At 61.4% G+C, this 25004-nt stretch carries 37 protein-coding genes and 1 tRNA gene; 17 read left to right on the top strand and 21 right to left on the bottom strand.

Annotated features, from left to right (window positions below; translation table 11 throughout):
* A partial coding sequence (locus ARADN35_RS26735; RefSeq protein WP_010465974.1) for an ATP-binding protein occupies positions 1 to 391 on the top strand: 391 nt, incomplete at its 5' end.
* 515 nt (positions 392 to 906) lie between these two features.
* Here ARADN35_RS26735 and ARADN35_RS0121800 read toward each other — a convergent pair.
* Positions 907 to 1863: a glycosyltransferase family 2 protein gene (locus ARADN35_RS0121800; RefSeq protein ID WP_010465971.1), complete on the bottom strand. Its 957-nt coding sequence runs from the start codon at positions 1861 to 1863 to the stop codon at positions 907 to 909.
* 529 nt (positions 1864 to 2392) lie between these two features.
* Between ARADN35_RS0121800 and thrS the strand changes: the two genes are divergently transcribed.
* The 10 genes from thrS (at position 2393) to ARADN35_RS0121750 (ending at position 11827) form a co-directional block, all read left to right on the top strand.
* Positions 2393 to 4312: a threonine--tRNA ligase gene (gene thrS / locus ARADN35_RS0121795; protein ID WP_010465968.1), complete on the top strand. Its 1920-nt coding sequence runs from the start codon at positions 2393 to 2395 to the stop codon at positions 4310 to 4312.
* A gap of 80 nt (positions 4313 to 4392) precedes the next feature.
* A complete protein-coding gene (gene infC / locus ARADN35_RS0121790) occupies positions 4393 to 5001 on the top strand; it encodes a translation initiation factor IF-3 (RefSeq protein WP_081474691.1) in 609 nt (202 codons plus the stop codon).
* A 180-nt stretch (positions 5002 to 5181) separates the two neighbouring features.
* Positions 5182 to 5385, top strand: a complete 204-nt coding sequence (rpmI, locus tag ARADN35_RS0121785) for a 50S ribosomal protein L35 (RefSeq protein WP_010465963.1) — start codon at positions 5182 to 5184, stop codon at positions 5383 to 5385.
* 25 nt (positions 5386 to 5410) lie between these two features.
* Complete coding sequence (rplT, locus tag ARADN35_RS0121780) at positions 5411 to 5770, top strand: 50S ribosomal protein L20 (protein ID WP_010465961.1); 360 nt, start codon at positions 5411 to 5413, stop codon at positions 5768 to 5770.
* Between the two features lie 101 nt (positions 5771 to 5871).
* Entirely contained in the window at positions 5872 to 6924 is a 1053-nt protein-coding gene (gene pheS, locus ARADN35_RS0121775) for a phenylalanine--tRNA ligase subunit alpha (protein WP_010465958.1), read from the top strand.
* Between the two features lie 73 nt (positions 6925 to 6997).
* The gene (gene pheT / locus ARADN35_RS0121770) at positions 6998 to 9445 is read left to right on the top strand and encodes a phenylalanine--tRNA ligase subunit beta (protein WP_010465957.1); all 2448 of its coding nucleotides are present in this window, start codon (positions 6998 to 7000) and stop codon (positions 9443 to 9445) included.
* A gap of 34 nt (positions 9446 to 9479) precedes the next feature.
* Positions 9480 to 9806, top strand: coding sequence for an integration host factor subunit alpha (locus ARADN35_RS0121765; protein ID WP_035198379.1), 327 nt, complete (start codon positions 9480 to 9482; stop codon positions 9804 to 9806).
* A 97-nt stretch (positions 9807 to 9903) separates the two neighbouring features.
* Positions 9904 to 10338: a MerR family transcriptional regulator gene (locus ARADN35_RS0121760; protein ID WP_010465952.1), complete on the top strand. Its 435-nt coding sequence runs from the start codon at positions 9904 to 9906 to the stop codon at positions 10336 to 10338.
* A 30-nt stretch (positions 10339 to 10368) separates the two neighbouring features.
* A tRNA-Pro gene (locus ARADN35_RS0121755) sits at positions 10369 to 10445 on the top strand.
* A gap of 164 nt (positions 10446 to 10609) precedes the next feature.
* Positions 10610 to 11827, top strand: a complete 1218-nt coding sequence (locus ARADN35_RS0121750) for a tyrosine-type recombinase/integrase (RefSeq protein ID WP_010465950.1) — start codon at positions 10610 to 10612, stop codon at positions 11825 to 11827.
* Positions 11828 to 11850: 23 nt separating this feature from the next.
* Here the strand turns inward: ARADN35_RS0121750 and ARADN35_RS0121745 are convergent, their stop codons facing one another.
* The 14 genes from ARADN35_RS0121745 to ARADN35_RS0121680 all read right to left on the bottom strand — a co-directional run bounded on the left by ARADN35_RS0121745 (position 11851) and on the right by ARADN35_RS0121680 (position 18825).
* Positions 11851 to 12594, bottom strand: coding sequence for a hypothetical protein (locus tag ARADN35_RS0121745; protein WP_010465948.1), 744 nt, complete (start codon positions 12592 to 12594; stop codon positions 11851 to 11853).
* A gap of 84 nt (positions 12595 to 12678) precedes the next feature.
* Positions 12679 to 12936, bottom strand: coding sequence for a helix-turn-helix transcriptional regulator (locus tag ARADN35_RS0121740; protein ID WP_010465945.1), 258 nt, complete (start codon positions 12934 to 12936; stop codon positions 12679 to 12681).
* Positions 12937 to 12948: 12 nt separating this feature from the next.
* Positions 12949 to 14007 carry a DNA cytosine methyltransferase gene (locus ARADN35_RS26730; RefSeq protein WP_050812562.1) on the bottom strand — a complete coding sequence of 353 codons (1059 nt, stop codon included), beginning with the start codon at positions 14005 to 14007 and terminating at the stop codon, positions 12949 to 12951.
* A complete protein-coding gene (locus ARADN35_RS0121730; RefSeq protein WP_029414281.1) occupies positions 14004 to 14666 on the bottom strand; it encodes a hypothetical protein in 663 nt (220 codons plus the stop codon). Before ARADN35_RS0121730 ends, ARADN35_RS26730 begins: the two co-directional genes overlap by 4 nt.
* Positions 14667 to 14688: 22 nt before the next feature.
* Entirely contained in the window at positions 14689 to 14949 is a 261-nt protein-coding gene (locus ARADN35_RS0121725; RefSeq protein WP_139019228.1) for a hypothetical protein, read from the bottom strand.
* Positions 14946 to 15161, bottom strand: coding sequence for a hypothetical protein (locus ARADN35_RS0121720; RefSeq protein ID WP_010465941.1), 216 nt, complete (start codon positions 15159 to 15161; stop codon positions 14946 to 14948). The genes ARADN35_RS0121725 and ARADN35_RS0121720 overlap by 4 nt, the downstream gene beginning before the upstream one ends.
* On the bottom strand, positions 15158 to 15388 hold the full coding sequence (locus ARADN35_RS26725; protein ID WP_100199505.1) for a hypothetical protein: 231 nt from the start codon (positions 15386 to 15388) through the stop codon (positions 15158 to 15160). Before ARADN35_RS26725 ends, ARADN35_RS0121720 begins: the two co-directional genes overlap by 4 nt.
* Before the next feature lie 21 nt (positions 15389 to 15409).
* On the bottom strand, positions 15410 to 17284 hold the full coding sequence (locus ARADN35_RS26720) for a replication endonuclease (RefSeq protein WP_010465936.1): 1875 nt from the start codon (positions 17282 to 17284) through the stop codon (positions 15410 to 15412).
* Positions 17284 to 17622, bottom strand: a complete 339-nt coding sequence (locus ARADN35_RS26715; RefSeq protein WP_139019227.1) for a hypothetical protein — start codon at positions 17620 to 17622, stop codon at positions 17284 to 17286. Before ARADN35_RS26715 ends, ARADN35_RS26720 begins: the two co-directional genes overlap by 1 nt.
* Positions 17623 to 17624: 2 nt before the next feature.
* On the bottom strand, positions 17625 to 17765 hold the full coding sequence (locus ARADN35_RS28320) for a hypothetical protein (protein ID WP_167539800.1): 141 nt from the start codon (positions 17763 to 17765) through the stop codon (positions 17625 to 17627).
* Positions 17766 to 17776: 11 nt separating this feature from the next.
* On the bottom strand, positions 17777 to 17932 hold the full coding sequence (locus tag ARADN35_RS28240) for a hypothetical protein (RefSeq protein ID WP_010465931.1): 156 nt from the start codon (positions 17930 to 17932) through the stop codon (positions 17777 to 17779).
* A gap of 89 nt (positions 17933 to 18021) precedes the next feature.
* On the bottom strand, positions 18022 to 18339 hold the full coding sequence (locus tag ARADN35_RS26710) for an Ogr/Delta-like zinc finger protein (protein ID WP_050812561.1): 318 nt from the start codon (positions 18337 to 18339) through the stop codon (positions 18022 to 18024).
* A complete protein-coding gene (locus ARADN35_RS0121685) occupies positions 18330 to 18569 on the bottom strand; it encodes a hypothetical protein (RefSeq protein WP_010465928.1) in 240 nt (79 codons plus the stop codon). Before ARADN35_RS0121685 ends, ARADN35_RS26710 begins: the two co-directional genes overlap by 10 nt.
* Positions 18570 to 18582: 13 nt before the next feature.
* Positions 18583 to 18825 carry a hypothetical protein gene (locus ARADN35_RS0121680; RefSeq protein ID WP_208856832.1) on the bottom strand — a complete coding sequence of 81 codons (243 nt, stop codon included), beginning with the start codon at positions 18823 to 18825 and terminating at the stop codon, positions 18583 to 18585.
* A 29-nt stretch (positions 18826 to 18854) separates the two neighbouring features.
* Here ARADN35_RS0121680 and ARADN35_RS0121675 point away from each other — a divergent pair, with 29 nt between their 5' ends.
* The 6 genes from ARADN35_RS0121675 to ARADN35_RS0121655 all read left to right on the top strand — a co-directional run bounded on the left by ARADN35_RS0121675 (position 18855) and on the right by ARADN35_RS0121655 (position 21751).
* Positions 18855 to 19142 (top strand): hypothetical protein, encoded by a 288-nt coding sequence (locus tag ARADN35_RS0121675; RefSeq protein ID WP_010465923.1) that lies wholly within the window; start codon positions 18855 to 18857, stop codon positions 19140 to 19142.
* Positions 19143 to 19407: 265 nt separating this feature from the next.
* On the top strand, positions 19408 to 19755 hold the full coding sequence (locus tag ARADN35_RS28095) for a hypothetical protein (protein ID WP_139019226.1): 348 nt from the start codon (positions 19408 to 19410) through the stop codon (positions 19753 to 19755).
* The gene (locus ARADN35_RS26705; RefSeq protein WP_279626873.1) at positions 19686 to 20174 is read left to right on the top strand and encodes a helix-turn-helix domain-containing protein; all 489 of its coding nucleotides are present in this window, start codon (positions 19686 to 19688) and stop codon (positions 20172 to 20174) included. Before ARADN35_RS28095 ends, ARADN35_RS26705 begins: the two co-directional genes overlap by 70 nt.
* 5 nt (positions 20175 to 20179) lie before the next feature.
* On the top strand, positions 20180 to 20434 hold the full coding sequence (locus ARADN35_RS0121665) for a hypothetical protein (RefSeq protein ID WP_010465919.1): 255 nt from the start codon (positions 20180 to 20182) through the stop codon (positions 20432 to 20434).
* 74 nt (positions 20435 to 20508) lie between these two features.
* Entirely contained in the window at positions 20509 to 20856 is a 348-nt protein-coding gene (locus ARADN35_RS0121660; protein WP_139019225.1) for a hypothetical protein, read from the top strand.
* A 610-nt stretch (positions 20857 to 21466) separates the two neighbouring features.
* Positions 21467 to 21751 (top strand): hypothetical protein, encoded by a 285-nt coding sequence (locus tag ARADN35_RS0121655; protein ID WP_010465915.1) that lies wholly within the window; start codon positions 21467 to 21469, stop codon positions 21749 to 21751.
* Positions 21752 to 22234: 483 nt separating this feature from the next.
* Here ARADN35_RS0121655 and ARADN35_RS0121645 read toward each other — a convergent pair whose 3' ends face one another.
* From ARADN35_RS0121645 to ARADN35_RS0121620, 6 genes are all read right to left on the bottom strand, one after another.
* Positions 22235 to 22678, bottom strand: coding sequence for a DUF2442 domain-containing protein (locus ARADN35_RS0121645; RefSeq protein WP_010465910.1), 444 nt, complete (start codon positions 22676 to 22678; stop codon positions 22235 to 22237).
* The gene (locus ARADN35_RS0121640; protein ID WP_029414279.1) at positions 22675 to 22905 is read right to left on the bottom strand and encodes a DUF4160 domain-containing protein; all 231 of its coding nucleotides are present in this window, start codon (positions 22903 to 22905) and stop codon (positions 22675 to 22677) included. The genes ARADN35_RS0121645 and ARADN35_RS0121640 overlap by 4 nt, the downstream gene beginning before the upstream one ends.
* 53 nt (positions 22906 to 22958) lie before the next feature.
* A complete protein-coding gene (locus tag ARADN35_RS0121635; RefSeq protein WP_010465906.1) occupies positions 22959 to 23150 on the bottom strand; it encodes a hypothetical protein in 192 nt (63 codons plus the stop codon).
* A 38-nt stretch (positions 23151 to 23188) separates the two neighbouring features.
* Entirely contained in the window at positions 23189 to 23431 is a 243-nt protein-coding gene (locus ARADN35_RS0121630; protein ID WP_010465903.1) for a hypothetical protein, read from the bottom strand.
* Positions 23432 to 23531: 100 nt separating this feature from the next.
* Positions 23532 to 24557: a contractile injection system protein, VgrG/Pvc8 family gene (locus tag ARADN35_RS0121625; RefSeq protein ID WP_010465901.1), complete on the bottom strand. Its 1026-nt coding sequence runs from the start codon at positions 24555 to 24557 to the stop codon at positions 23532 to 23534.
* The gene (locus ARADN35_RS0121620) at positions 24557 to 25000 is read right to left on the bottom strand and encodes a phage tail protein (protein WP_010465899.1); all 444 of its coding nucleotides are present in this window, start codon (positions 24998 to 25000) and stop codon (positions 24557 to 24559) included. Before ARADN35_RS0121620 ends, ARADN35_RS0121625 begins: the two co-directional genes overlap by 1 nt.
* Positions 25001 to 25004 lie beyond the last annotated feature (4 nt).

Genomic DNA, 25004 nt, shown 5'->3' with positions numbered 1-25004 from the left:
CGACGAGTTGGGCTACCTACCCTTCAGCCAGGCCGGTGGCGCCTTGTTGTTCCACCTGCTGTCCAAGCTGTACGAGCACACCAGCGTGATGATCACCACCAACCTGACGTTCGCGGAGTGGTCCACGGTGTTCGGCGATGCCAAGATGACCACTGCGTTGCTGGATCGCTTGACCCATCACTGCCACATCATCGAGACGGGCAACGAGTCCTACCGCTTCCGCCACAGCACGCACGAAGCCAAGGGGCGCATCAAGGCCCGTGAGCAGACCAAGAAGGCAGCAGCGGCCCAGGTTAGCGAGACCGCGGAGGAAAGGGCCTCGCCTGATGGCTCGGCCATACTGACCACGACTTCAAAGAAAGGAGGACCTACCGAAGCATCCACCCTATAGTTATCCACAGCTGGCTTCAAATGGAACCAGCTCTAGCCCCTGGTCAATGTTCGACTGGCACTGCTGATCACGATTGCACTGGCGCTAACACTCCTGGTGATGAATCAGTCTGCGTGCAATTTCCACATCGCGGATCTGGTCCGGACCATGGAATGTGATGTCAAAAAAATAGACCTGGATGGCCCCGAGTACGGCGACGAAGATCAGTGCTATCCAGTCACTCGATGTTCGCTGGGTGGTTGGAAAAGCGGCTGTCTGCATGTCTACCTTCTGGATCATCTGGTGGTTGGGTACGGTGCCCTGTTTGTGGAAGGGCAAGAGCGTACAAGAGCCGCACTTTGCTGGGTTGGGTCGGGGCCGTTCACGGAGATTGCCTGTGGCATGTCCGAGGTCTTGTGCGCGAAGGTCCAGGCGTTGTTCAGAGGGAATGCTAGACGGCCGCGCACTGGTCCCACGGTGGCGCAAAACGCGGGGTCATTGCGCGAGGATGTGCCGAGACGAGCGGCGTGGCGGACTCAATGGCTGCCTGGGCTTTTAGAAGATGGGCTCAGCGGCAACTTTTGGGAGACGATGTAGCGGGGCCGTTGTTTGACCTCGTCATAGATGCGCGCCAGATATTCGCCGATGATGCCGAGGCCGATCATTAGCGAGCTACCAATGATCAACAGCAGCAAGATGACAGTGGTAAAGCCGTTGATGGCTGCCCCCGACAACTTCATGTACACCGTGTGCATCCCCAGAACCACGGAGAAGGCGAAAAAGAGCACGCCAAAAATCGTGATCAGATGCAGTGGAAAAGTGCTGAAGCTCGTGACGGCAATGGCGGCGAGGCGAATCAATCCGAAGACGGACCATCCCGAATCGCCCGCGATGCGTGGCTCGACCTCGAAGGGGATCTGGGTAGACCTGAATCCCATCCAGCTGATCATGCCGCGAAAGAACACGTTGCGCTCTTTCATCGTGCGATACGCTTCGATGACCCGTTGATCGAGCAACTTGTAGTCTGATGCGCCGTTTAGGTCATGGCCCGAGAAGGCCCGCAAAATCAGATAGAAGAGTTTTGCCCGTGCAGCAGAGAGGGCAGATTCGTCGCCCCGGCTGGATTTGACGGCTTCCACGATGTCAAACTCGCCCGTGCGCCATGTCTCGATCATGGTCGGCAGCAGGGAAGGGGGATGCTGCATGTCTCCATCCATGATGATCACCGCTTTGCCGCCTGCGGCCTCCAAGCCTGCCGAGACTGCTGCTTCCTTGCCAAAATTGCGGCTCAGGCGCAGACCCCGCAACTGGGGCAGGGTTTGAGAGATCGTTGTGATCTCGTTCCAGGTGTTGTCCTTGGAGCCATCGTCCACCACCACGATTTCCCAAGTGGATGCTGACAAAGTCAGAAATTTCTCCACCTCCCGCAGCGTGTGGCGAATGCCTGCTTCTTCACAATAAACCGGGATGACAACGGAAATCTCTGGGTGCATAAACATTCTCATAAAGCCGATCCCGGCCGAAGATCGGCTACGAGCCGGTGGTGTCTCTGCGCAGGACTTTCTCACGTTTCATGGTGCCCAAGGTCGTTGCCATGTCTCTTACGGCTAAAAATCATCGCACAGTTTCCACCTGGATCGGCAGTGGCTTCCGCGTCGAAATTTCATTGGCCTGCGTGGCCAGAGAGCCTAGCGCCCGCTTGGCGGACGTACCTGCGCTCCCCCCGTGGGTGTGGCGGAAATGCCATCGGTGGATCGGCGCAGGTGTCCTGTTTGGGCATTCAATTCCGATGCGAGGGTAAAATGGCGGAAATTCCACTGCACAAGAGCGAGAAAGGCAATCTGGTTATGACACCGCGAACTACATCGGAGATGTTGACCGGCCGTTAAGGCTGGCTGTTCGCGCCTGCACGAGATTGCACACCTCCTCCAGAAAGCGCGGACCTGTTCCGCGCTTTTTTGTTTTCTGGGCCTGGCGCGTGCCCGTACCCACTGCACTGATTGAAAAGAAAGAGTTACTCCCATGATTCACATCACGCTTCCTGACGGTTCGCAGCGCGAGTTTCCAGGTCCTGTCACTGTGGCCGAAGTGGCTGCATCCATCGGCTCGGGACTCGCCAAGGCAGCTCTGGCTGGCAAGATCGATGGCAAGGTGGTAGATACCAGCTATCAGATTACGGCAGATAGCCCACTGTCCATCATCACGGCCAAGGATGCGGATGGTCTGGAGGTGATTCGCCACTCCACTGCCCACTTGCTGGCTTACGCCGTCAAGGAACTCTTCTCAGAGGCGCAGGTGACCATCGGTCCGGTGATCGAAAACGGTTTCTTCTACGACTTTGCGTACAAGCGTCCTTTCACTCCCGAAGACTTGGTGGCCATCGAAAAACGCATGGCCGAACTGGCTGCGAAGGACGAGCTCGTGGTGCGCCGGGTGCTGCCGCGTGACGAGGCCGTTGCATATTTCAAGGGACTTGGCGAGCACTACAAGGCGGAGATCATTGCCAGCATCCCCAGCAATGAAGATGTGAGCCTTTACCGCGAAGGCAATTTCGAGGACCTGTGCCGTGGTCCCCACGTTCCCAGTACAGGCAAGCTCAAGTTCTTCAAGCTGATGAAGGTGGCAGGGGCCTATTGGCGTGGCGACCACCGCAACGAGATGCTGCAGCGCATCTACGGTACCGCGTGGACGTCCAAGGAGGAGCTGCAGCAGTACCTCACGATGCTGGAAGAGGCCGAGAAACGTGACCACCGGAAGCTGGGTCGGGAGCTGGATCTGTTCCACATGGACGAGCATTCCCCGGGTACGGTGTTCTGGCACCCCAAGGGCTGGGCGCTGTGGCAAGAGGTGGAACAGTACATGCGCCGCGTGTACCGCAACAATGGTTACCAGGAGGTCAAGGGCCCGCAGATCCTGGACAAGAGCCTGTGGGAGAAAACAGGCCACTGGGACAAGTACCGCGACAACATGTTCACGACCGAGTCGGAAAAGCGCGAGTACGCGCTCAAGCCGATGAACTGCCCTGGGCACATCCTGATCTACAAGCAGGGCATCAAGAGTTACCGCGACCTGCCGCTGCGCTATGGCGAGTTCGGTGCCTGCCATCGCAACGAGCCCACGGGTGGCCTGCACGGCATCATGCGTGTGCGTGGCTTCACGCAGGATGATGGACACATCTTCTGCACGGAAGAGCAGGTGCTGGAAGAGTGCGCCAACTACACCGCACTGGTGCAGAAGGTCTACAAGGACTTCGGCTTTACCGACATCATCTACAAAGTGGCCACGCGGCCCGAGGCGCGCATCGGCACCGATGAATCGTGGGACCGCGCCGAGAAGGCGCTGATGGATGGCCTGCGCCATTCGGGCTGCGAGTTCGAGATCGCCGAAGGCGAGGGCGCGTTCTACGGTCCCAAGATCGAGTACACGCTCAAGGATGCGCTGGGTCGCCAGTGGCAGTGCGGCACGATGCAGATCGACCCCAATCTGCCTGAGCGCCTGGACGCAGAATATGTGGCTGAAGATGGCAGCCGCAAGCGCCCTTTGATGCTGCACCGTGCGACCGTGGGCAGCATGGAGCGCTTCATCGGCATGCTGATTGAGCACTATGCCGGCGCCTTCCCTCTATGGTTGGCGCCAGTGCAGGTTGCAGTGCTCAACATCACGGACGCACAGGCCGATTACTGTCGCGAAATTGCTGCAAAGCTGCAAAAAGCACTGCCGAATCAAGACCTTAGAGTGGCGGTCGATCTGCGCAATGAGAAGATTACGTATAAAATACGTGAGCATTCGTTGCAAAAGCTGCCGTACATCCTTGTCGCGGGCGACAAGGAGAAGGCCGCAGGAGCCGTCGCAGTGCGTGGCCGGGGCAATCGTGACCTCGGCGTGATGTCTGTGGAAGCGTTCGCTGAGCTGATCGCCCAAGACATCGCCACCAAAGCCTGATTTTTCGTGAAAACATGCTTCGGCGCCTGCCATGTGTGCGGTTGTAGCTACAAAGTTTGTAGTAATTTGATTGAAGGAAGATAGCCATCGCTACTGAATTTCGTGATCGTCGCCACCGTGAAGAGCGCAAGCATCGCCTGAACCGTGAAATCATGGCTCCGGAAGTTCGTCTTTCCGGGCCTGAAAATGAACCCTTGGGCGTCGTCAGCCTGATGGAAGCCTTGCGCATGGCGGGTGAGCTGGATGTGGATCTGGTGGAAATCGCTGCCACGGCGAATCCTCCGGTGTGCCGCCTCATGGACTATGGCAAGTTCAAATACCAAGAGCAAAAGCGTGCGGCGGAAGCCAAAGCCAAGCAAACGGTCATTGAGATCAAGGAAGTCAAGTTCCGCCCAGGTACGGACGATGGTGACTACAACATCAAGATGCGCAATATCCGTCGGTTTTTGGCGGATGGCGACAAGTGCAAGATCACGCTGCGTTTCCGTGGCCGCGAAATCACGCACCAAGAGTTGGGTCTTGCCTTGTTGAATCGCATTCGGGACGAATTGGCAGACAGCATCATCATCGAGCAGTTTCCCAAGTTGGAAGGCCGCCAGATGATCATGATGATCGCCCCCGGTAAAAAGAAGCCTGCTGCAGCCAAGCAAGCTGCAGAAGGCGCTCCGGCAACTGGCACTGCAGCCTGAGGGTGCAGTGGTTGGTGTGAAATTTTGAATGCTGCTCCTGCGAGGGCGGTGTTCAAAAAGGCAGTGTTTCGGCGCTGCCGAGCGAAAGGCGCGAGCCTTTCGATAAAAGTGGCTCGGGGCCAACAAGTTTGCAGATCGGTTTGCAAACGCCTCACGAGCACAAAGAAAAGGAGCATTCACATGCCCAAAATGAAGACCAAGAGCAGCGCGAAAAAACGTTTCCGCGTTCGTCCCGGTGGCACCGTCAAGCGCGGTCAAGCCTTCAAACGTCACATCTTGACCAAGAAGACCACCAAGAACAAGCGCCACCTGCGTGGTGCAGTTGCTGTGCATGAGACCAATATGGGCTCTATCGCACAAATGCTGCCCGGCATGGGCGTGTAATTAACGACGAACAAGGAGTACATACATGCCTCGCGTCAAACGTGGTGTAACGGCCCGTGCCCGTCACAAGAAAGTTCTCGCCCTTGCTAAGGGTTTCCGTGGTCGCCGCGGTAATGTCTACCGTATCGCCAAACAGGCGGTAATGAAGGCTGGGCAATATGCCTACCGTGACCGCCGCACCAAGAAGCGCGTGTTCCGCCAGTTGTGGATCGCCCGTATCAACGCCGCTGCCCGTGAACTGGGCCTGACCTACAGCCAGTTCGCCAACGGCCTGAAGAAGGCATCCATTGAGATCGACCGCAAGATGCTGGCCGATCTCGCAGTGCACGACAAGGCTGCCTTTGGCAGCATCGTAAGCCAAGTCAAGGCCAAACTGGCTGCTTGAGTTCACGATGAGCGGCTATCTTTTTGATAGCTGCTTGCGCAATAACAGCAAGGGCTAGGGCTTGAAAAGGCGCTAGCCCTTGTTCATTTTCAAGAGTCGATATGAACGAGTTGGATTCCCTGGTCGAAAGCGCGACGCAACTGTTTTCCCAAAGCGCCACCCCTGCTGATCTGGAAAACGCCAAAGCGCAGTTTCTGGGCAAGGCGGGCCGCGTAACCGAGCTCATGAAGGGCATGGCGCAGCTGTCCGTCGAGGAAAAGAAATCCCGCGGTGCCGCCATCAATGTTGCCAAGCAGGCCATCGAAGCCGCTCTCACGGCGCGGCGTCAGGCGCTGGCCGATGCCGAGCTGCAGGTCCAACTCAAGGCCGAGGCGCTGGATGTGAGCCTGCCGGGCCGCCAGCGCGGGCAGGGCGGCCTGCACCCGGTGTCGCTCACGCTCGAGCGCATCGAGGGCATCTTCGGCTCCATGGGTTTCGACGTGGCCCAGGGCCCGGAGATCGAGACCGACTGGTTCAATTTCACCGCACTGAACACGCCGGAAGACCATCCTGCGCGTTCCATGCACGACACGTTCTACGTGGAGGGCGGCACTGACACCGCCCCCAACCTGCTGCGCACCCACACCAGCCCGATGCAGATCCGCCACGCGGTGCAGCATGTGAAGAAGCACCGCGCGCTGCTCGACGCCGACCAGCCCATGCCCGAGATCCGCGTGATCGCGCCGGGCCGCACCTACCGTGTGGACAGCGACGCCACGCACTCGCCCATGTTCCACCAGTGCGAAGGCCTGTGGATTGGTGAGAACGTGAGCTTCAAAGACTTGAAGGTCATCTTCACCGCGTTCTGCCGCACCTTCTTTGAAAGCGACGACCTGGTGCTGCGCTTTCGCCCGAGCTTTTTCCCCTTCACCGAGCCCAGTGCCGAGATCGATATCCAGTTCCAGACCGGCCCGCTGGCCGGCCGCTGGCTGGAAGTGGCCGGCTCCGGCCAAGTGCACCCGAACGTAGTGCGCAACATGGGCCTCGATCCGGAAAAGTACATCGGCTTTGCCTTCGGCATGGGCCCCGACCGCCTGACCATGCTGCGCTACGGCGTGAACGACCTGCGCTTGTTCTTTGACGGCGACATCCGCTTCCTGTCGCAGTTCCAGTAAAGCCTGCCGATTGAGCGACGCACGCGCGCAGCCCGGCGGCAGCGCGCTGATCCTTTAGAACAAGAGTCCGACTATGCAATTTCCTGAATCCTGGTTGCGCGAGTTCTGCAACCCATCCCTCACGACGGTCGAGCTGGCCGAGACGCTGACCATGGCCGGCCTGGAGGTGGAAGAGCTACGCCCCGTGGCGCCGCCCTTCACCAAGATCGTGGTGGGCGAGATCAAAGAAGCCGTGCAGCACCCCGACGCCGACCGCCTGCGCGTGTGCCAGGTGGATGTGGGGCAGGGCGCCTTGCTCAACATCGTGTGCGGCGCGCCCAACGCCCGCGTCGGCATCAAGGTGCCGTGTGCCATGGTGGGCGCAGAGCTGCCGCCCGGCGACGATGGCAAGCCGTTCCTCATCAAGGTCGGCAAGCTGCGCGGCGTGGAGAGCCAGGGCATGCTGTGCTCGGCCCGCGAGCTCAAGCTGTCTGAAGACCACGGAGGTTTGCTCGAGCTTGATGCTTCTGCGCCCGTGGGCCAGGACATCCGCACCCACCTGAACCTGGACGACACGCTGTTCACGCTCAAGCTCACGCCCAACCTGGCGCACTGCCTTAGCGTGTACGGCATTGCGCGCGAAGTGTCGGCCCTCACCGGCGTGCCACTGAAGCAGCCTTCCTTCCCCGCGGTGGCGGCAAAATTGTCCGACAAGCTCGCCGTCAAGGTGAGCGCGCCCGACCTGTGCGGCCGCTTCTCCGGCCGCATCGTGCGCAATGTGAACACGCGCGCCGCCACGCCCCAATGGATGCTGGACCGCCTGGCGCGCTGCGGCCAGCGCGGCGTGTCGCCGCTGGTCGACATCTCCAACTACGTGATGTTCGAACTGGGCCGGCCCTCGCACATTTTTGATCTGGACAAGATCCACGGCGGCCTGGACGTGCGCTGGGGCAAGCCCGGCGAGCAGCTCAAGCTGCTCAACGGCAACATCATCACCGTGGACGACAAGGTCGGCGTGATCGCTGACGAGCAGCAGGTCGAGTCGCTCGCCGGCATCATGGGCGGCGACGCCACCGCCGTGTCCGACGACACGAAGCACATCTACATCGAAGCCGCCTTCTGGTGGCCCAAGGCCGTGGCCGGGCGCTCGCGCCGCTTCAACTTCTCCACGGATGCCGGCCACCGCTTCGAACGCGGTGTGGATCCGAGCCTCACGGTCGAGCACATCGAGCGCATCACCCAGCTGGTCATCGATATCTGCGGCACGCCGGACACCGCCTGCGGTCCCATGGACGACCAGTCCGTGAACCTGCCGGTGCCCCAGCCCGTCACGCTACGCGTGGCGCGTGCTTCCAAGGTCATCGGCATGCCGCTCACGCAGGCGCAGTGCGCCAACGTGCTGGCCCGCCTGGGCCTGCCGGTGGTGCAGGGCGAAGGCACGCTCACCGTCACGCCGCCCGCGTACCGCTTCGACATCACTATCGAAGAAGACCTGATCGAAGAAGTGGCGCGCATGGTGGGCTACAACAACCTGCCCACCACGCCGCCCTTGGCACCCATCACGCCCAAGCTGCCGGCCGAGGCCACGCGCAGCCCGTTTGCCGTGCGCCGCTCGCTGGCCGGGCTGGGTTATCAGGAGACCATCAACTTCAGCTTTGTCGAAGAGCGCTGGGAGCAAGAGCTGGCCGCGAACGCCCAGCCCATCAAGCTTCTCAACCCCATCGCCAGCCAGATGAGCGTGATGCGCTCGACGCTGCTGGGTTCGCTGCTGCAGGTGCTGAAGTTCAACCTGGACCGCAAGGCCCAGCGTGTGCGCGTGTTCGAATTGGGCCGCGTGTTCCTGCGCGACGCCACGGTGTGCAACACCGACACCACCGTCGAAGGCTTCAACCAGCCGATGCGCGTGTCCGGCCTGGCCTACGGCGCAAACGATGCGCTGCAGTGGGGGCGCAAGGAGCAAGCCATCGACTTCTTCGATGTGAAGGGCGACGTGGAGGCCTTGCTGGCTCCGCTGCAGGCCAGCTTCGAGCCCGCCACGCACCCAGCCATGCACCCCGGCCGTTGCGCGCGCGTGCTGGTGGACGGCCGTGCCATCGGCTTCGTGGGCGAACTGCACCCGCAGTGGCGCCAGTCCTGGGACCTGCCGCTGGCCCCGGTGATGTTCGAACTCGAGCTCGACGCCGTGATGCAGCGCGTGGTGCCGCAATTCAAGGCCGTGGCCAAGCACCAGGCCGTCGAGCGGGACAAGGCCGTGGTGGTCGCCGAGCGCGTGACGCACGACGAGATCATCTCGGCGGTTCAGCAGGCGCTGCCAAGCGGGATGTTGCGCTCGGCAGTTCTGTACGACGTGTACCGTCCTAAGCCGTTGCGCGAAGGCGAAGAAGCACCTTCCGGCGGCCTTGCGCAAGGCGAGAAGAGCGTCACCGTGCGCCTGACGTTGGCGCGTGATGAAGCCACCCTGACCGAGGCGGAGATCGAGGCTGCTGTTCAAGCCGTCGCTGACAGCCTGGTGCAGCGCACCGGTGCGCGCCTGCGTGTTTGATGACAACGACATTGTCCAAGAGGGGAGTGATGCCATGATCGAATTTGCCGTCGAAAGCCTGGAGACACCGGCACTGACCAAGGCGCAGCTGGCCGATCTGCTGTTCGATCAGATCGGCCTGAACAAGCGCGAGTCCAAGGACATGATCGACGCGTTCTTCGATCTGATCTCCCAGAGCCTTGTGGAAGGCAAGGATGTCAAGTTGTCGGGTTTCGGCAATTTTCAGATTCGCACCAAGGCGCCGCGCCCGGGGCGCAATCCGCGCACGGGCGAGGCCATTCCGATCAAGGCACGCCGAGTGGTGACATTTCATGCCAGCAGCAAGCTCAAGGAACAAATCCAAACGGCCGCTGCTTCGTGAATTTGTGCCGTTTTTGTGACCAGAATGTTGCCGATGGCTGGCGGTCTGCGCGCGTCTGCAGTACGCTAGTCGGCTGTTCGGTTTGAATCCACAACCCATGGGCACCCCCCTCCCTTCCATCCCCGCCAAGCGCTACTTCACGATTGGTGAGGTCGCGGAGTTATGTGGCGTCAAGCCCCATGTATTGCGCTACTGGGAGCAGGAGTTCACGCAACTGCGTCCCATGAAGCGGCGTGGCAACCGGCGCTATTACCAACACCATGAGGTGCTGATGATCCGCCGCATCCGTGACCTGCTGTACGACCAGGGCTTCACGATCAGTGGCGCGCGCAATCGCCTGCAGGAGCTTGCGCATCCTGCCCGCGATGATGTGGGACCCGATGCGCCATTGGATGGACTGGATTCCGAGATGCCGAGCATGTTGGTGGACAGCGCCCGTGACCTCTCTATCGAGGCGACGGGGTTCACGCTGGACTCCAATGCAGTGCGCAAAGAATTATTTGAGATTCGTGCGCTGCTTTCTCTGAACTGAGGTTTTTTCTGCATATAATCTAAGTCTTGTCGGCGTGTAGCGCAGCCTGGTAGCGCACTTGCATGGGGTGCAAGGGGTCGCGAGTTCGAATCCCGCCACGCCGACCATTTATTCAACCGCCAGCGTCCGTAGAAATCCGGACCTGGCGGTTTTCTCTTTTGTGGCGCGGCTTTTCGCGTTCGGCATCGTCCGCCAGCGTCCGCAGGCAGCCGCCTATACTTTGGGGCAACTATTGGGGCAGCAATTGCCCCATGCCTCGGAGTTGCCCCACATGCCCCTCACAGACGCCGCAATCAAGGCGGCCAAGCCCTCGGAAAAAGCTCGCAAGCTGTACGACGCTGATGGCCTATACCTTGAGGTCGCCCCATCGGGCGGCAAATGGTGGCGTTTCAAGTACCGCATCGACGGCAAAGAAAAGCGCCTGAGCCTTGGGGTGTATCCCGAGGTGTCACTGCTGCAGGCGCGCAAGGCCCGCGACGATGCGCGCCGCCAGGTGGTGGACGGCATCGACCCCTCGGCAAACCGCCAGGCGCAGAAACGCGCAAGTGCGGTGGCGGCCGATAACTCCTTTGAAACGGTGGCCCGCGCCTGGCATGCGAGCTGGGCGCGCACGCGCACCAAAAAACACGCCGACCAGGTGCTGCGCCGGATGGAGTTGGATGTTTTCCCGCAGATTGGCGCGCTGCCCATTGCCTCGATCAAGGCGCCGCAGATCGTGGCCCTGGCCAAGAAGGTTGAACAGCGCGGCGCGCACGACCTGGCGCGGCGCGCCATCCAAATTTCGGGCCAGGTGTTCCGCTATGCCCTCGGGCACGGCCTGGCCGAACACAACCCATCGGGCGACATACAGCCTGGCGACGTGCTGGCGCCGGTGCGCGAGCAGAACTATGCGCGGGTGGATGTCGCGAAGTTGCCACAGCTGCTACGCGACGTGGACGACTACCGGGGCCACATTCGCACTCGCCTGGCCATCCACCTGATGGCCCTCACGTTCGTGCGCACCAGCGAGCTGATCAAGGCGGAATGGGTGGAATTCAATCTGGCGGCATCACAGTGGCGGATACCTGCCCCACGAATGAAGATGAAAACGGAGCACATCGTGCCCCTCTCGCGCCAGGCTGTTGAAGTGCTGCAGGCGCTGCAGCTGGTTGGCACCGGCAATGCCCTGCTATTCCCCGGTGGCCATGATCACGAAAAGCCCATGAGCAACAACGCGATCTTGTTTGCGCTGTACCGCATGGGCTACAAAGGGGAAATGACCGGCCACGGGTTCCGTGGCATTGCTTCGACTGTTTTGCATGAGCTTGGCCAGGAACATGCCGTCATTGAACTACAGCTAGCCCACCAAGAGCGGGACCGCGTGAGCGCCGCCTACAACCACGCACAGTATCTACCCCAGCGCACCGCATTGATGCAGCTCTGGGCGGATCACCTTGACGGGATGCGCGGCCGGCCCATCACACTACCAATTCGTGCAGCGTCAGTTTGAGTCGTAGTGCGCCACCGCAATAGTTACTCCTTCCCTATTGCTTTCGCTTTGGGGAGGGACTTAGCCTTTTCATCCTTGCTGATACCTTTGCCAAACCGTTCCATCTTGAAGTTCAAAAGATCGTTGGGGAAGGCTCTAACAAGCAGCGCTTCTATGTCGTCAACCATTTCGGGAATGATTTCGTAGGCACTGAAATATGCAGCCAAATCATGTAAGCGCAGCATCCTGTCGTGCGGCTGTCGTACATACTGATGCGCTGGTTTGAACTCCACGTTGTTGATTGGGTGTTTAACCAGAGTCATGACTTGAGTGCTGCGATCCCGGTTAAACGCGAGATTCATCTCTTTCCAGATGTTTTGCTTCTTCGTCTGCCCCGCGTAGAGCGCTCTTCCCCGGGTGTCATAGAAAATATAGATACCCGCCTTGGTTGCATTGAGCACCTTTTGCAACTCAGTGCTATATCGCCCTTTGTCTGCAGCCGCATCAAATACTCGCAGTTGATTTGCTCCCGCCTTGGTGGGAGTGGGCGTGATTGGGAAGAACTCAACAATTGCTCGAATTGCGGTCCGGTGAATGTGCTGCTTCGTGTGCTCCGTGGCCTTCGAAACGATGTTTGCGACTTGAAGTGCGCTCAGTTCCTTGCCTTCGCTGCGCCAAGCCTGCATCTGAATTTTTCTCATACCGAGCGCTTGGGCCAACTCTTCGTCAGTCTGACTATGGAGCTTTTTTTCAAGATGTCTGAACAAATCGCCTGCATTGATTGACATTCGCATCCCTCCGTTGGTGTTTCATTTACTGTCCATCATCGCTGGTGACCAAAGCCTTGTCGATGAAGTGATAGTGGGCAATTTCTAGGAAATGGGTCTACGGCTTTGCATGAGCGCGGATACCAGCGACTTCACCTCTTCTTGTCTGAATCCCCGAATGGCTGCATCGTTAAAAGCTTGCACCTCGTTAGCCGGCCAGGCGGATGCGCGGACGCCCAGCTTGATGGGCGGCGTGAACAGCCCGTCCTTGATGCGTTCATATAGGGTGGTTCGGCCCACCCCTGTGGCTTGCAGCACGCTCGGCAGGCGCAGCAGTGGCACGACTTTTTCAACGGTTTGCATATAGTTCTCCCATCATGGTGCGCACTCCATCACCGCTTCAATGAAGACGCGTGCCGCTTCTGCGTTGATGGCATTGCCGTAGGCGCGCAGGCGTCCCACTCGGGAGGGAGACGCATCAACCAGCGGCTGTGTGCCGGGTTCAACAGGCCGCCACTTGCCATCCCGGCAGAAGATCCAGTCAGCATCAGCCCAGAAGCCGTTAACCTGGCCGGGCCTCGATCGCAGCTCCAAGCCGTCAACAGGGCCGCATCCGCTGGGTTCAAACCGGGATTCATTCCCCGATTGGCTTTTGCCTGGGGCAGCTCCCCCTTGCCGTTGTTCGTTGTGGTGGGTGTCGGCCAGCCGCACAGGTGGACGGCAATATCCGCTGTGCTGATTTGTGGGTCCGTGGGCCGTCGCCTGACCGTTATTGGTGGGTTCGGCTTGGCATCCACTATGGTGCTGTTCGGGGTAGGCCAGCCCGACATGTGAGCGGCCATGCCCAGGCACATGCCGCCCTCGCGGCCTGGCCCTTTTTGCGGCCCGCGCGCGTTGTTCACCAAAGGTGTCGGCCACCCAGTAGAGACGGTCCCTGATGTGCGGCGCACCGATGCCCGCAGACGGAAACGGGACCGCTCCGAAGGCGTAACCCAGGGCTTCCACGTCAGCGCATACAAGGTCGATCCAAGGGGCAGCATCTTTGCTCGCAACTTGCTCTCCAACGACGACTGCAGGGCGGCGCTCGCGGATGAGGTGGTGGAAGTGCGGCCACAGGTGCCGCTGGTCATCAAACCCAGTGCCTTGGCCTGCTTCGGAGAAAGGTTGGCACGGACAGGAACCGCTCCAAATAGGTCTGTCGTCTGGCCATCCTGCGAGCCGAAGGGCGTAAGACCAGACGCCCACGCCAGCGAAGAAGTGGCACTGTGTGTATCCGTCAAGGTCGCTCGGTCGAACATCTTCAATACTCCTATCGTCAACATCGCCCGGCGCGATGTGCCCCGCGGCGATAAGGTTGCGCAGCCATTGAGCTGCAAATTTGTCAAATTCGTTGTAGTAGGCTGGCTTCACGGCAACCGTTGTTGCGGCCTTCATTCAGCGACCTCTGCCATTGATCGGTCGCAGGGAGCCAGCACCAGCACCTCCAAAAAGTCGATGCACTCCATGACGGCGGCGCCCAGCCCTTCCAGCGAGCCTGTGTTCTCGATGTCCGCGTGCGACTTGATGGTGAGCACTGGCGCGCAGTCGGCGGGCTGCGCTGGCGCGGCGGCCAAGTCAATGCGATGAACGCGCACCACCTTTGCGCCAAGCCGACGCAGCATTTTTTCCTGCGCCGTGGTGACCATGTCAGGCACAACGATGCGCGACCAGCCGCAGCCCACCAAGCGGCCGATCTGGCGCTCAACCTGGCGGCAGTAGTAATCGGGGATGAACCGGCAACGGAACTCCGACCAACGCTGCATGGCCCATGCCGGGGTGCGCGGCGGCGGCAGGATCTCGCCACCATCCGTGAGCCACAGCATGAAAGCAGGGTCGCTGCAGACTCCCGCAGCCAGGGCGTTCAAAGGGGTGTTGTGCAAGCGGGGTTCAGACAGCAAGCGCACGTCAAGGCGCCAGGCTTGTGCAACGTCGCGTTGTACGGCCTCAGCGAACGACACGGCCGCAAATCCCTGGCCAGGAGCCAGCATCGAGGCGATTGTTTTTTTGCCGGCGGCCGGCTTACCGGTGAGGGCAACTATCAGGGGTTGTTTCATGATTTCTCTCTGTGCATGTGAATCAGTCGTCTAGGTCGCCAGCTGCTGCCCTCTTGCGGTCAAAGCAGGGCGGGCGCATGGCCATCGGCGGGGGAGGGGGCGAGCGGGCCGCCGTCTTCTTGGCGGCAACGCGCGTCAGGAACGTGGCCTGCAGCCGAACGAGGCGCATGCGCACCGGGTCAGCCATCACGGCTTCGAAGTCGGAGGGCCATTCGCGGCAGGCCGGCAGACGGACCATGGATTGCAGGGCGGCGCGCAAAGCGGCGGCGGTGGGGGCCGTCATGCCGTGGCGCCCCATGCGTCCATGTGCATGTGGGCAGCGCCAGGGCCGCAGGCTTCCACGCAGCTGCGGGCAGTGGCCACCGGATGTACGCCGAATACCTGGCGCACTGCCGGGGCGTAGCAGTGGCGCACGCCGTCACGGTCCATGCCGTGGGCGCACAGCGCGCAGCCGCGCAGCGGTGGAACCAGCTGGGCCAGGGCCTGCACGTTCACGCGGCACCCCGCACACGCCTGGGCATCGCCACCACCACGGCCGCCGCTGTTTCGGCCACGGGCTCCAGTTCCAGCGCCTGCTGGGCCGTTTCCGCGTCGCGCTTCGCCTTGGCCATGGCGCGGCGGGCACGCTTGAATGTTTCCGATATGTCCGTGCTGCTGGCGTTGCGATACCGGAAGCGCGGATTGGTGAGGCCCAGCGTGGGCATGGTCAGTTTTGCGGGCACGGTCATACCTCCTGCGGTGGTTCAGGGTTGAAAAAACTCGGGGGAAGGGGGCGCAGCGGGCCGGCCTGGCTGCTGCTGGGGTTCGGGCTGCGGGGTCCAGTCCTCGATTTCGTGACGGCCCCGGCCTAAAAACGCTCTGCGTAGTTCGCCGGTCAGGCGCGCTCTACAGTTATTGAAACAAGTCCAAGGCGCCGACTTCGCGGCGCGGGCCTCGGGGTCCTGGCGGCCATCGGCCACCCGGTTCCACGCCTGGCGGCGCGAGATCAGCCACCGGCCCGACTGCAGCGCCAGGCCCACGGTCACTTTCTTTTCCACGTCCTCGCCGTAGCGGTTCGTGGTCTGGGTTTCGCGGTGCGCCACTGTCATGGCCCACTCGCCGCGCTTGCGGCATGGGCCACCCATCAGCTCCATGAACCGGCGCCAATCGGCCTTGATGGACCCCACCCGGTGCACGGCGCCATAGATGCGCCATGCGATGGTGTCGCCCTCGATGCGAGCCTGCTCCACTTGATCGTGCGTTACGCGGCGCATCTCGCGCCAGGCCACCACACTGGGCTGGCCGATGGGCTGGAATTGGCGAATGCCCCAGGTCGCAGCCCAGGCGTCCACCCGCACATAGCCGGGCACATCGCCCGCATCCACATCGAACAGCTGGCCCTGCGCGTGGCCCTCGCCCTGGCCGTCCAGATGGTTGATCTGGTACGACCCGCCCACGTTCTTGGCCACGTATTTGGCGATGTAGGCCGCAGCGCCACCCGCATCCAGCCACTTCACGTTCACCCGGTTCTTGCGGGCGCCTGGCTGGCGCGTCTGCAGGTGCGCGCGGGTCTTCTTGCACTTCACCTCGGGGAACTCGTCGTCCTCGGGCTTGAGCCAGTGCTGGCGGATGATGACCGACGCCAGCCGCGCTTCTTCGCGAGATTGGAACCAGAAAAGCGAATGCCAGTGTGGGCATCCATCGTGGTGCGGTTCGGCCACGCGAAAGCCGTAGAACCGAACGCCCGCCTTGTCCAGCGCTGCGCGGGCATCGGCCCACCGCTTGCACAACCAGGCCTGCCCCTCACGCGGGCTTGATCCGTCATATTTAGGGTTCTTGCGCGATGGCAGGCGCGTGCCCTTTGGGGGCGCCAGCATGGCGTGGAACCGGCTTGGCAACGTCTGCGTAAAGAACAGGCCCACATGGCCCGCCGCGTCGGCGTATTCCTCGCAGCCGCGAATGCGCACCATCAGCTCGCCCCGGCGCACGTCGCGGTCAGACACGCCCAGCTTGGCCAGCTCCCCCAGGCGGTACACCTGCCCAGCCTCATTGCGCACCAAGGTGTTTTCCATCATGGCCGCAGCGCGGGCCAGCTGCTGCTGGCGGTTCTCCACTGCCGCGTTGCTGCAGTAGCCACCCTTCTGGTGGTTCACCACACCCAGCTTGATGGCGCCCAGCTCGCGCACCCGCGCTACCTTCTGGCGCAGGCGCTTGCGCCAGAACGCCACGTCCTGGCCTTTGCCAATCACGCCCTTTGGCGTGTCGGCCTCGGGTGGCTCCACGTCCATCAGCTTGCAAGACGTGCGCACCAGCACCACCTGCTCGGCCTCGGTCAGCGGCTCGGGCCACAGGTCCATCAAGCGCGCCACACCCTCGGCCACGGCCTGCGCGCGCTCGCAAATGTCGGCGTCGCTCATGCTCCAGTGCAGCGCGTCGCCGTGCTGGGCCTTGAAGTTTTGCAGGCGCTCCAGCCAGGCACTGTTGCGTTGCCATACAGGCGTGTCAGGCGGCGAGCGGCGCAGCTCGGCTACACCATCGGCCCATTGCGTGGGCAGGGTGGCCGTGAGCTTGGCGGCCAGCGTGTTGGCCTGCCAGCGCTCAACGGTGCTCCAGTCTTGGTACTGATTGCGCTTGGCCATCACCACCGCCCCGTCAGTGCATGCAGGCGGCTGAATTCGCGCCGCGCAAACCGCGCCTCAGACTTCACACGCTCGCGCTCGGGTTCTGGAAGTTCGCGCCAGCCGCGCTGCGCCAGTGCTTCCAGATCACCATCCAGGCCAGCAAGCAACATCAACACCATGCGGTGGGTTTCCGCCATGCGCGCCCACTCGCGGGACTCCGCGTCTGACCACCGCTTCTGGCTGGCCACCTTCACGAACTCATCTCGCAGGGATCCATTGCCCACCCCGAACAGCCGCGCATAGTGCAGCTGTGCAATGGGTGAATGCAGCGGCTCGGGGCGCATAGCCTCAGACATGCTCAGCGGCCCCCAGCCTCGCGCACCGCCGCGATGTACCAGGCATCGCCGTACAGCTGCTCAACCCAGGCCACAGCCCCGGCGCGATTCAACGCCTGCACACGCATGCGGCGGCGGCGGTGGTGCACGTCTATGTGCGTCACGCGGTAGCAGCTCATGGGGCAACCCCCGCCAGCGCGGCCACGATGGCCGCCAAGCCCACCACCACCAAAGCAATGGCCAGCCAAAGCAAAGGGGCAGCACCCATGGCCACGCCCGGCACAGCCACGGCGCATGCCAGCAGGGTTACGCGAAAAGCAATCAAACGCATGGCAACTCCAAAAAACACAAGGCGAACGAATCCCCGCGAGGCCCCCAAAGGGGCACCGTCAGACGTTTGGAAAAGGGAGGGGGAGGGCGCTACCCGGCGGCGGGCATCGCTGCGAAAAGGTCGCCGGTCACAAAGCCACCATGGCGCGGCTGGTAGTCAGCCGATGGCATCGACTGCAGCTGCTGCTGTAGCAATGCACGCTTGATGTGGGATGACATGGGCAGCACCACCGTGGGGTCTGGCGTTGCGCTGGGGGAAATCGTGCGGTTGATTTCCGTCACGGCGCTGAACACGTGGCCGCATTCGTAGTTGCGGCAGTAGAAGATCGTCTCGCGGCTGGTGTTGGTCAGCTGGCCAGAATGCCGCGTGTAGGCGTTCTGTTTGCAGTGCGGGCACATCATTCGCATGGGTTGCTGTCCTCAATAGCTGCAGTGGGCGTGACGTAGTGCGCACAAACGGCCTTTAGCTCTGCGCTCGCTTGCACGAAGGTCAGCACAATGGCATCAAAGAGATTGGCGCCACGTTGGGCGGGCAGCTGGCTTTGCTGCAGGTTCTTCGCCATTGGGGCGGCGCCCTTGCGGGCAAAGGTCAGGCCCAGTCGGCGCGCTCTCAGGATGATGAAGGGGTGGCGTGGCACAGCGTGGCGGCTTTCAGGCGTTGGCAGCAAGGGCAGCGCGGCGGCGCTTGTGCTCGGCCACGCCCAGGCGGTAGGCATGCAGTGCAAAGCTACTGGCGCTGCGGCTTTCCTCGCCCGCCAGCAGGAAGGCTTCGTCGCGCTCGGCTTGCGTAAGGCGCAGGGCAATGGGCTTGTCGTGCACCAGGCGGTCGGGTGCCAGGGCAGGGCCGGGGGCGGCCTGGCGGGCAGCGGGCGGGGTAGTCAGCGAAGTGAACATGGTCATTCAAACCTCAAGGAGAAATTTCAATGCAACCCGAAATGGTTGGGCCGCCAGAAAACAAGCCTATGGAAGTGGCGCGGCCGATCACAACCCTGAGCCTTGTGCAGGACTCGTCCTTTCGCATGGAACTGACGGTGCAAGACCCTGAAGGGGGCAACCTGCGGGAACTTCCTGAGGTGATCCTTCCGCATGCCATTGCGTGGGAGCTGCACAACCATCTGGGCCAATACCTGGTTCGCCAGCAGGTGTATGACAACGAGTTTCGAGAGCCCCCAGGCTCGCTGGGTCCAGGTGAACCAAGCGGGAATGCGTAACCACCGTGGCTTTTTGGTTGGCATCACCCGGCTCGGGCGTGCGGTAGTAGCCGCACGCAACGCCAAGAGCGGTTATCGGGCCAACACCGTTTGTGCGGTTTGCGGGGACCACCGTCAGAAAGAGACGAGGGGTGTGGCGCGCCGCTGGGGCAAGCTCGCCGGGTTGCGCAAGGGGGGTTGCGCAAGGGGGGGTTGCGGGGCACGGAGACGGGCCACCTTGGCCCTCTATCCGTGCCGCCCCAGTGAGCTTGTTCTGCATCTCGGCATGAAACAGGCCCTCATGCCATCCGTAGTCCACCATGCGCACGCCAATCTGCGCTTGCGGCACCAGCACCTGCAACTGGGCCGACAGGGCACTGACCAACGCCGCACAGATGCTGGGCAGCGCTTCGCCTTCGGCTCCGGGAGCGTGGTCGCCACTGAATCGAACGTGAAAGGCCACATGGCCCCATTGCTCATCACCAAGGGTCATCGCTTGTACGGCGATCCGTGGCGCGAGGCCAGTGTCTGGGGTGTTGCTGTGCATGTACTATCTGGAGTGAATTGGTTACAACGTATTTGCATTGTGGTGAACAAACGTTTACCTGTCAATGTTTTGGAGAAAATATTTTGACTATTGGCGCCCGCCTTTTGGAAGAGCGCACCCGAATGGGCTTGAACCAAACGGAGTTCGCTGCACGTGGCGGCGTGGGCAAGGCCACGCAGATCAACTACGAGAAAGGCGAGCGCAGCCCCGATGCAAGCTATCTGCAGGCCATTGCCGACGAGGGCGCCGATGTGCTCTACATAGTCACGGGCAAGCGCAGCAGCGATTCCGAAGGGCGACTGAGTGACGCTGAATCCACCCTGCTGACGCGCTGGCGCAGCGGTAGCCCCGTCCTGCGTGGCTACCTGCAAGAAGTGGGGCAGGGGCCTGCCTCGGGCGGCAATACCGTCACCATCGGCGGCGACGTGGGCCAGCAGGTTAATGGTGATCAGGTCGTTTCCGGGCCGATGACATTCACCGTTGGCGGTAAGCAAAAGAGGAACTGATCGTCATGGCCACAAATACTGACGACGTGACGCTACGCACGCTGTCCAGCGCCCTTGCCACCCTGTCGCTGGCTCAGGCCTTCATGCTCGATGAGCTTCAGAAACTATCGCCTGAAGGGGCGAAGCGAGTCGCTGACTCGCTGCGAAGCTATGCAATACACGTAGAAGAGCGCAATGGCCCCCAGTCCATTGATGCCGCAACTACGCGCGTGACAGTGGCAATGCTCACCCGCCAAGTAGATGAGGACTTCACCGAATGAGCAACGTTTTCGACGGAGTTGACCTGTTCAGCAAGCAGTTGCGAACCGGTGGTCAGCCCCCAGATAATGGGGATATGGAACGCGTTGCCAAACTCGAAGAAGCTGTAGCGGGGATTCGATCTGCCATTGCGGAACTCCCCACAAGGGCCGATATGGCCGAGTTGCGCGCGGACATTGCAAAGAGCCAGGCGGACATGCACAAGGCCATCGCCGACAACCACCGATGGACCCACGGCGCTTTGGTTGGGATTGCCACCATTGGCGTGGTTGGCGTCATCGGGGTGATGGGCGCTATCTGGAACGCGGGCAAGCCCAGCGCACCCGCCCAAGCTGCCACACCGGCGCCGATCATCATCACCATTCCCCAGGGCTATGAGCGCGGCAATGCTGCGCCCGCGCCAGCTGCACCTGCAAAGCCCTGACCGAACGCCGCCCGGCCTGGGTGAAATTGCGGGACCTCAACAGCGACGGGGCTTCTCACGCCGCACTGCGAGTGCAGCATGTAAAAATTTGTTCCTGTACATCAACAACAAGGAACAACGTGCAGGGACAAGGGAAGGTAGTGATAGGCCACGATGCTGGCCAGGTGGTTGCAGGCAACGCAGTGACCCACATCGACAGATACGTATCAAACGTAAGCCACGGCCCCATCGCCGTGGCTTTTTTTTGGGCTCCGTCAGCGCGGTGTTGGCATCGGTCTGTATGGCGGCAGTGCTCGACGCTGACACCACGCGAAGCTCTGCAGCGCCCGAACTGCCATCTGCGTGCCATTACCAGGGCGGCACGTATTCAGCAGGCGCCGTGCTGCGCATGGGCCGGATAGAAAAAGTGTGCGTGTTGTCTGACGGCCTGCCAACATGGGTGCGGGGATAGTTCAGCTGGTGCACGCCTATTGCCACAACGGAGGCGGTACCTATTCGGCGAGTGCAATGCTTCGCATGGACCGAATAGGAAAAATGTGCAAAATCTTCTACGGGCTACCAACATAGGTGCGTACATAGTGCGCTGGCATTAAGGGGGTAAGAAGGCACGATGGATTCATACAGCGCGCAATTGATTGAAGAAATTAAGCGTTCGTTCTCAATGGTGCGCAACAGCGCTACTTGGGCAGAATTTTCTGCAGCCCACCAGCTCATCCGCCAGGAACAGCCCGAACCCGGTACCGCAGTGACTTATGCGAGCGTGTATCACGGCATAAAGATGACCGCGACCTACACAACGAAACCATCGACAACGGGCCACCTGATCACGCTGCAGCTCTTCGCACCCGGAGCCCAAAGCCCGCGCGAAATGATGGTCATGTACACCGCAGATTGAACTGCAATTGTGGGCTTGCTGCTGCTCTGCTTTCCAGTTCAAACCGGCGACGAGGCGCTCCACTTTTCAATGCATCTTCAATACGTCTTCCACCAAAAGCCGTAAGAGTTTCTCTCGCATTTCGTCCTCTGAGTCGGTGACAACGAGAGCGACGTCCGTAACATCGCCCCACGCCACCACTATAGGGAGGCCCCTAAAGTTGACATCGGTTTGCTGTAATAGATGCGTGAGAGCCACGATGTGCGCATAGGCCTCATCGGGTACCGTCTCAGCAAGGGTGATGTTGATGCACATAGCTGATCTAGGTTGCAAGTCGCTGTGTAGAACAGCGAGTTGACCCCGTTCAAGGGTCATCAAACAATCAGTAGATTGCGCCCGTTTTGATCGCTTTGCTGTAAGCAGTTGTTTCGTTCTGGGGCACAAGCATTCGGCTTGGTGGGGCGTTTTGGAGGGCACAGCGCAGCGTGTAAGGGCCGCCCGAATCTATGCGGCCAAACGCTGCTCAGCCTCCCAGCCAAGGCACGCAAGCGCCACCGTGCGCGGCACGGGCTTTTCCCCGCTGCGGTAGTAGGCGAGCATCCGGCGCGAGAGGCCCAGCGCGTCGGCGGCTGTGTCCAGCGTCATGCCGTGGCGGGCCATCCAGTTCAATATGACCTCATGCGAATAGCCACCCGCCTGCTCAACGGCGCGGGCGCGCAGGTTGTCGGCGGCCAGCTCCAGGGCATCGGTGCCCCACGTCACACTGCCGCCCCATTCGCCCAGCTTAGCGCGTTTGAACACGGCGGGCGCGGCCAGCTCGCGCAGGGTAGGGTGGCGCTTGATGATGGGTTTCACGTCCACCTGCAGCTGCTCGCCATCGGCAAAGGTCAGCGCCAGCACGCCATCGGCCAGGGCCTTTACGGCCGTCAGGGTGAATTGCTTGCTCATGGGTTCAGTTCCTTCCATTTGGCCATCAACAGGCCTTGGTTTACCGCAGCCCATGCCAGGGCGTCGGATAGTTCGCGCTTTGAAATCCGCGTGGTCAGCGGCTCCAGCGTTGCGATTTCCACCAGGGCTTCGCGGCCGTCATTCAGGCGCACATGAAAGTGTGGCGGCAGGTGGTCTGCTGCGTACATCGTGACGGTAGAGGACGCGAGGCGGGCTAGTGTTGGCATGCTCCAATCATAGTGCAACTGTTGCACTAGTGCAATAGTTGCACCGTACTTTCTCATGGATTGCGTTCAACCCACTGTGCACCCTCACGCTCCAGCCGCGACAGCCTGGCCGCCAGGTCATGTGCGGGCACCCCGCGCGCAGCCTCCGTAGCAGCGAACTTGCCATAGGTGGCGGCGATGTGGCGCACCCCGCCCGAAGTGGTGAACTCGGCCCCGCTGCTGTGTTGCAGGTTGCCGGTAGGCAACCGGGACCACTCCCGGTGCCAATGCTTGTTTTTGCCGCTCAAATCACCACCGTGAACACACGGGCCTCCTTGCTGGGGCGGTTCTCCACCCAGGTTCCCCCGGTGCGAGCGCAGGCGGTCTTGATGCCTTTGCGAAAGTGCGAAGCGCTCCATTTGCAAGTGGTTGCAATCATCACCACGCCAGGCTGCACCGTGATTTCACCTTTCAGGCCCAGCGCCTTGAGGCGGCCCATGGCGTCGGCAAACTTCACGGCCATCAGTTCTTTGAAATTGGTCTGCATTTGAATCTCCTCGGAGAGCCCGCTTCCGGCGGGCGTCGGCTGCAACCGTTGCGATTGCGTGGTTTTATTGTAGTGCAACCATTGCACTAAATGCAATGGGCTAATTTTTCTTTGCTTTGCGCGTCTCCATCTCCATGCGGGTGGTCAGCCCACCATCCCCAAGACGGTGCGTGAGCTTCACTGTCAGCCATGGCGTTTCGTTGATTACATCCTTGTACCCTCTCAGCTCTACCGGGGTCTGTGGCATCAGGTCGGGGCGCCCAATGGCCAGATCCAATTCCATGGTGGCTTGGCCGCGCTCGATGCGCCCGCGCTCGGCCCGCGCGGCGGCCATGGCGTCGGCCTCGCTGCCGTAGGTGTCTTTCAGGCGCTTTTCATTCTCCTGCTCGCCCACCAGCACGCTGCGTTTTTCGGCGGTGTTCGGATCGTGCCAGTAGGCGCGAACGCCACTGTAGGCGTTCCGGTCGGCGGAGTGGTAGCGGTGCCGGTCGCCATCGGCGCGAGTGATGGTGATGGTTTCCAAGTCGTCGCCGTTGGTGGCCTTCGTGCTGCCAATGGGCTTGAACACCAGGCGGCCTTTCTTCACTGTGGCCACTGAATCGTGCTTCTTGGCCAGGCGGGTGAGGAAGTGCAGATCGCTCTCGCGCGTCTGGTCGATGTGCTCTACCGTGGTGTTAGCCAGGGTGTCATCCATGCGCAGCTGCAGACCGTTGCGCTGCGCAATGTCGCCCACGATTTCCCCCAGCTTCTTGCCATGGTAGCTGCGCTCGGCCCGCGTGCGCAGCTCTCGGCGCAGATCGGCAGAACGGGCGCGCACGGTAATGGTGTCGGGTGTGCCGCTGTGCTCCACCTCATCCACCTCAAACGTGCCTTTGTCCTGCATGCCGCTGCCTTCCCAGCCCAGCGCCAGGGCCAGCTCTGCACCCTTGGCAGGGATGCCCATGCGGCCGTCGCTGTCGTCTATCTCCAGGTCCAACTGGTCGGCTTCGTCGCCCCGGCTTTCCGTGAGCGTGAGCGACACCAGGCGCGCTTCCACCTTCTTGGAAATGTCGCGGCCGTCCACCACCAGCGTGAACGTGGGTGCGCGGTGCAGCTGGTTGGTTTTGAGGTAGTCGGGCTGCGCCATCAAAGCCACCACTCCCAGTTGTCATCCACCGGCCACGGGTCCACGCCGCCCGATGGCTCGGCGCGTTCATCGTCCTCGGCCGCCAGCTGCAAGTCGAACTCGATGCGCCGCGCGGCGCCGTTGTCGATTAGCACCGTGCGGGTTTCCGTCAGATTCTCAATAGTCCAGGCGCCAAACACTTCGCCAGCGCCCGACACCAACGCCCAGGCCTTGCCACTGTCGGCCATCTTGCGCAGCGCCTCCAGCGAGCGCATGGACCCCGCGAACTCGGGCGCCAGCACCCCTGACAGGTTGATGGTGTCGTCGCCCAGGCCCACGAACTGGCGCGCCGGCCTGGCACCCACCCGCGAATTGCTGGGGTGGCGCCAGGCGGTCTGCCTGCGTAGCTGGTCGGTGGGCAGGGTTTGCAGCCCGAAGGTAAATTGCCCCAAAGAAAACAGCATGGGG

The sequence above is a fragment of the Acidovorax radicis N35 genome (genome assembly GCF_000204195.1).
GTDB lineage: Bacteria > Pseudomonadota > Gammaproteobacteria > Burkholderiales > Burkholderiaceae_C > Acidovorax > Acidovorax radicis.
The sequence above is the reverse complement of the archived record's forward strand: the minus strand, read 5'-3'. Positions and strand labels throughout refer to the sequence as shown.

Bases quoted from the DNA above. Each gene is read 5' to 3' on its own strand.
- ARADN35_RS0121800 (WP_010465971.1), bottom strand. From the start codon at position 1,863: ATGCACCCAGAGATTTCCGTTGTCATCCCGGTTTATTGTGAAGAAGCA.
- thrS (WP_010465968.1), top strand. From the start codon at position 2,393: ATGATTCACATCACGCTTCCTGACGGTTCGCAGCGCGAGTTTCCAGGT.
- rpmI (WP_010465963.1), top strand. From the start codon at position 5,182: ATGCCCAAAATGAAGACCAAGAGCAGCGCGAAAAAACGTTTCCGCGTT.
- rplT (WP_010465961.1), top strand. From the start codon at position 5,411: ATGCCTCGCGTCAAACGTGGTGTAACGGCCCGTGCCCGTCACAAGAAA.
- pheS (WP_010465958.1), top strand. From the start codon at position 5,872: ATGAACGAGTTGGATTCCCTGGTCGAAAGCGCGACGCAACTGTTTTCC.
- pheT (WP_010465957.1), top strand. From the start codon at position 6,998: ATGCAATTTCCTGAATCCTGGTTGCGCGAGTTCTGCAACCCATCCCTC.
- ARADN35_RS0121765 (WP_035198379.1), top strand. From the start codon at position 9,480: ATGATCGAATTTGCCGTCGAAAGCCTGGAGACACCGGCACTGACCAAG.
- ARADN35_RS0121760 (WP_010465952.1), top strand. From the start codon at position 9,904: ATGGGCACCCCCCTCCCTTCCATCCCCGCCAAGCGCTACTTCACGATT.
- ARADN35_RS0121750 (WP_010465950.1), top strand. From the start codon at position 10,610: ATGCCCCTCACAGACGCCGCAATCAAGGCGGCCAAGCCCTCGGAAAAA.
- ARADN35_RS0121745 (WP_010465948.1), bottom strand. From the start codon at position 12,594: ATGTCAATCAATGCAGGCGATTTGTTCAGACATCTTGAAAAAAAGCTC.
- ARADN35_RS0121740 (WP_010465945.1), bottom strand. From the start codon at position 12,936: ATGCAAACCGTTGAAAAAGTCGTGCCACTGCTGCGCCTGCCGAGCGTG.
- ARADN35_RS26730 (WP_050812562.1), bottom strand. From the start codon at position 14,007: ATGAAGGCCGCAACAACGGTTGCCGTGAAGCCAGCCTACTACAACGAA.
- ARADN35_RS0121730 (WP_029414281.1), bottom strand. From the start codon at position 14,666: ATGAAACAACCCCTGATAGTTGCCCTCACCGGTAAGCCGGCCGCCGGC.
- ARADN35_RS0121725 (WP_139019228.1), bottom strand. From the start codon at position 14,949: ATGACGGCCCCCACCGCCGCCGCTTTGCGCGCCGCCCTGCAATCCATG.
- ARADN35_RS26720 (WP_010465936.1), bottom strand. From the start codon at position 17,284: ATGGCCAAGCGCAATCAGTACCAAGACTGGAGCACCGTTGAGCGCTGG.
- ARADN35_RS26715 (WP_139019227.1), bottom strand. From the start codon at position 17,622: ATGTCTGAGGCTATGCGCCCCGAGCCGCTGCATTCACCCATTGCACAG.
- ARADN35_RS28240 (WP_010465931.1), bottom strand. From the start codon at position 17,932: ATGCGTTTGATTGCTTTTCGCGTAACCCTGCTGGCATGCGCCGTGGCT.
- ARADN35_RS26710 (WP_050812561.1), bottom strand. From the start codon at position 18,339: ATGCGAATGATGTGCCCGCACTGCAAACAGAACGCCTACACGCGGCAT.
- ARADN35_RS0121680 (WP_208856832.1), bottom strand. From the start codon at position 18,825: ATGTTCACTTCGCTGACTACCCCGCCCGCTGCCCGCCAGGCCGCCCCC.
- ARADN35_RS0121675 (WP_010465923.1), top strand. From the start codon at position 18,855: ATGCAACCCGAAATGGTTGGGCCGCCAGAAAACAAGCCTATGGAAGTG.
- ARADN35_RS28095 (WP_139019226.1), top strand. From the start codon at position 19,408: ATGAAACAGGCCCTCATGCCATCCGTAGTCCACCATGCGCACGCCAAT.
- ARADN35_RS0121665 (WP_010465919.1), top strand. From the start codon at position 20,180: ATGGCCACAAATACTGACGACGTGACGCTACGCACGCTGTCCAGCGCC.
- ARADN35_RS0121660 (WP_139019225.1), top strand. From the start codon at position 20,509: ATGGAACGCGTTGCCAAACTCGAAGAAGCTGTAGCGGGGATTCGATCT.
- ARADN35_RS0121655 (WP_010465915.1), top strand. From the start codon at position 21,467: ATGGATTCATACAGCGCGCAATTGATTGAAGAAATTAAGCGTTCGTTC.
- ARADN35_RS0121645 (WP_010465910.1), bottom strand. From the start codon at position 22,678: ATGAGCAAGCAATTCACCCTGACGGCCGTAAAGGCCCTGGCCGATGGC.
- ARADN35_RS0121640 (WP_029414279.1), bottom strand. From the start codon at position 22,905: ATGCCAACACTAGCCCGCCTCGCGTCCTCTACCGTCACGATGTACGCA.
- ARADN35_RS0121630 (WP_010465903.1), bottom strand. From the start codon at position 23,431: ATGCAGACCAATTTCAAAGAACTGATGGCCGTGAAGTTTGCCGACGCC.
- ARADN35_RS0121625 (WP_010465901.1), bottom strand. From the start codon at position 24,557: ATGGCGCAGCCCGACTACCTCAAAACCAACCAGCTGCACCGCGCACCC.
- ARADN35_RS0121620 (WP_010465899.1), bottom strand. From the start codon at position 25,000: ATGCTGTTTTCTTTGGGGCAATTTACCTTCGGGCTGCAAACCCTGCCC.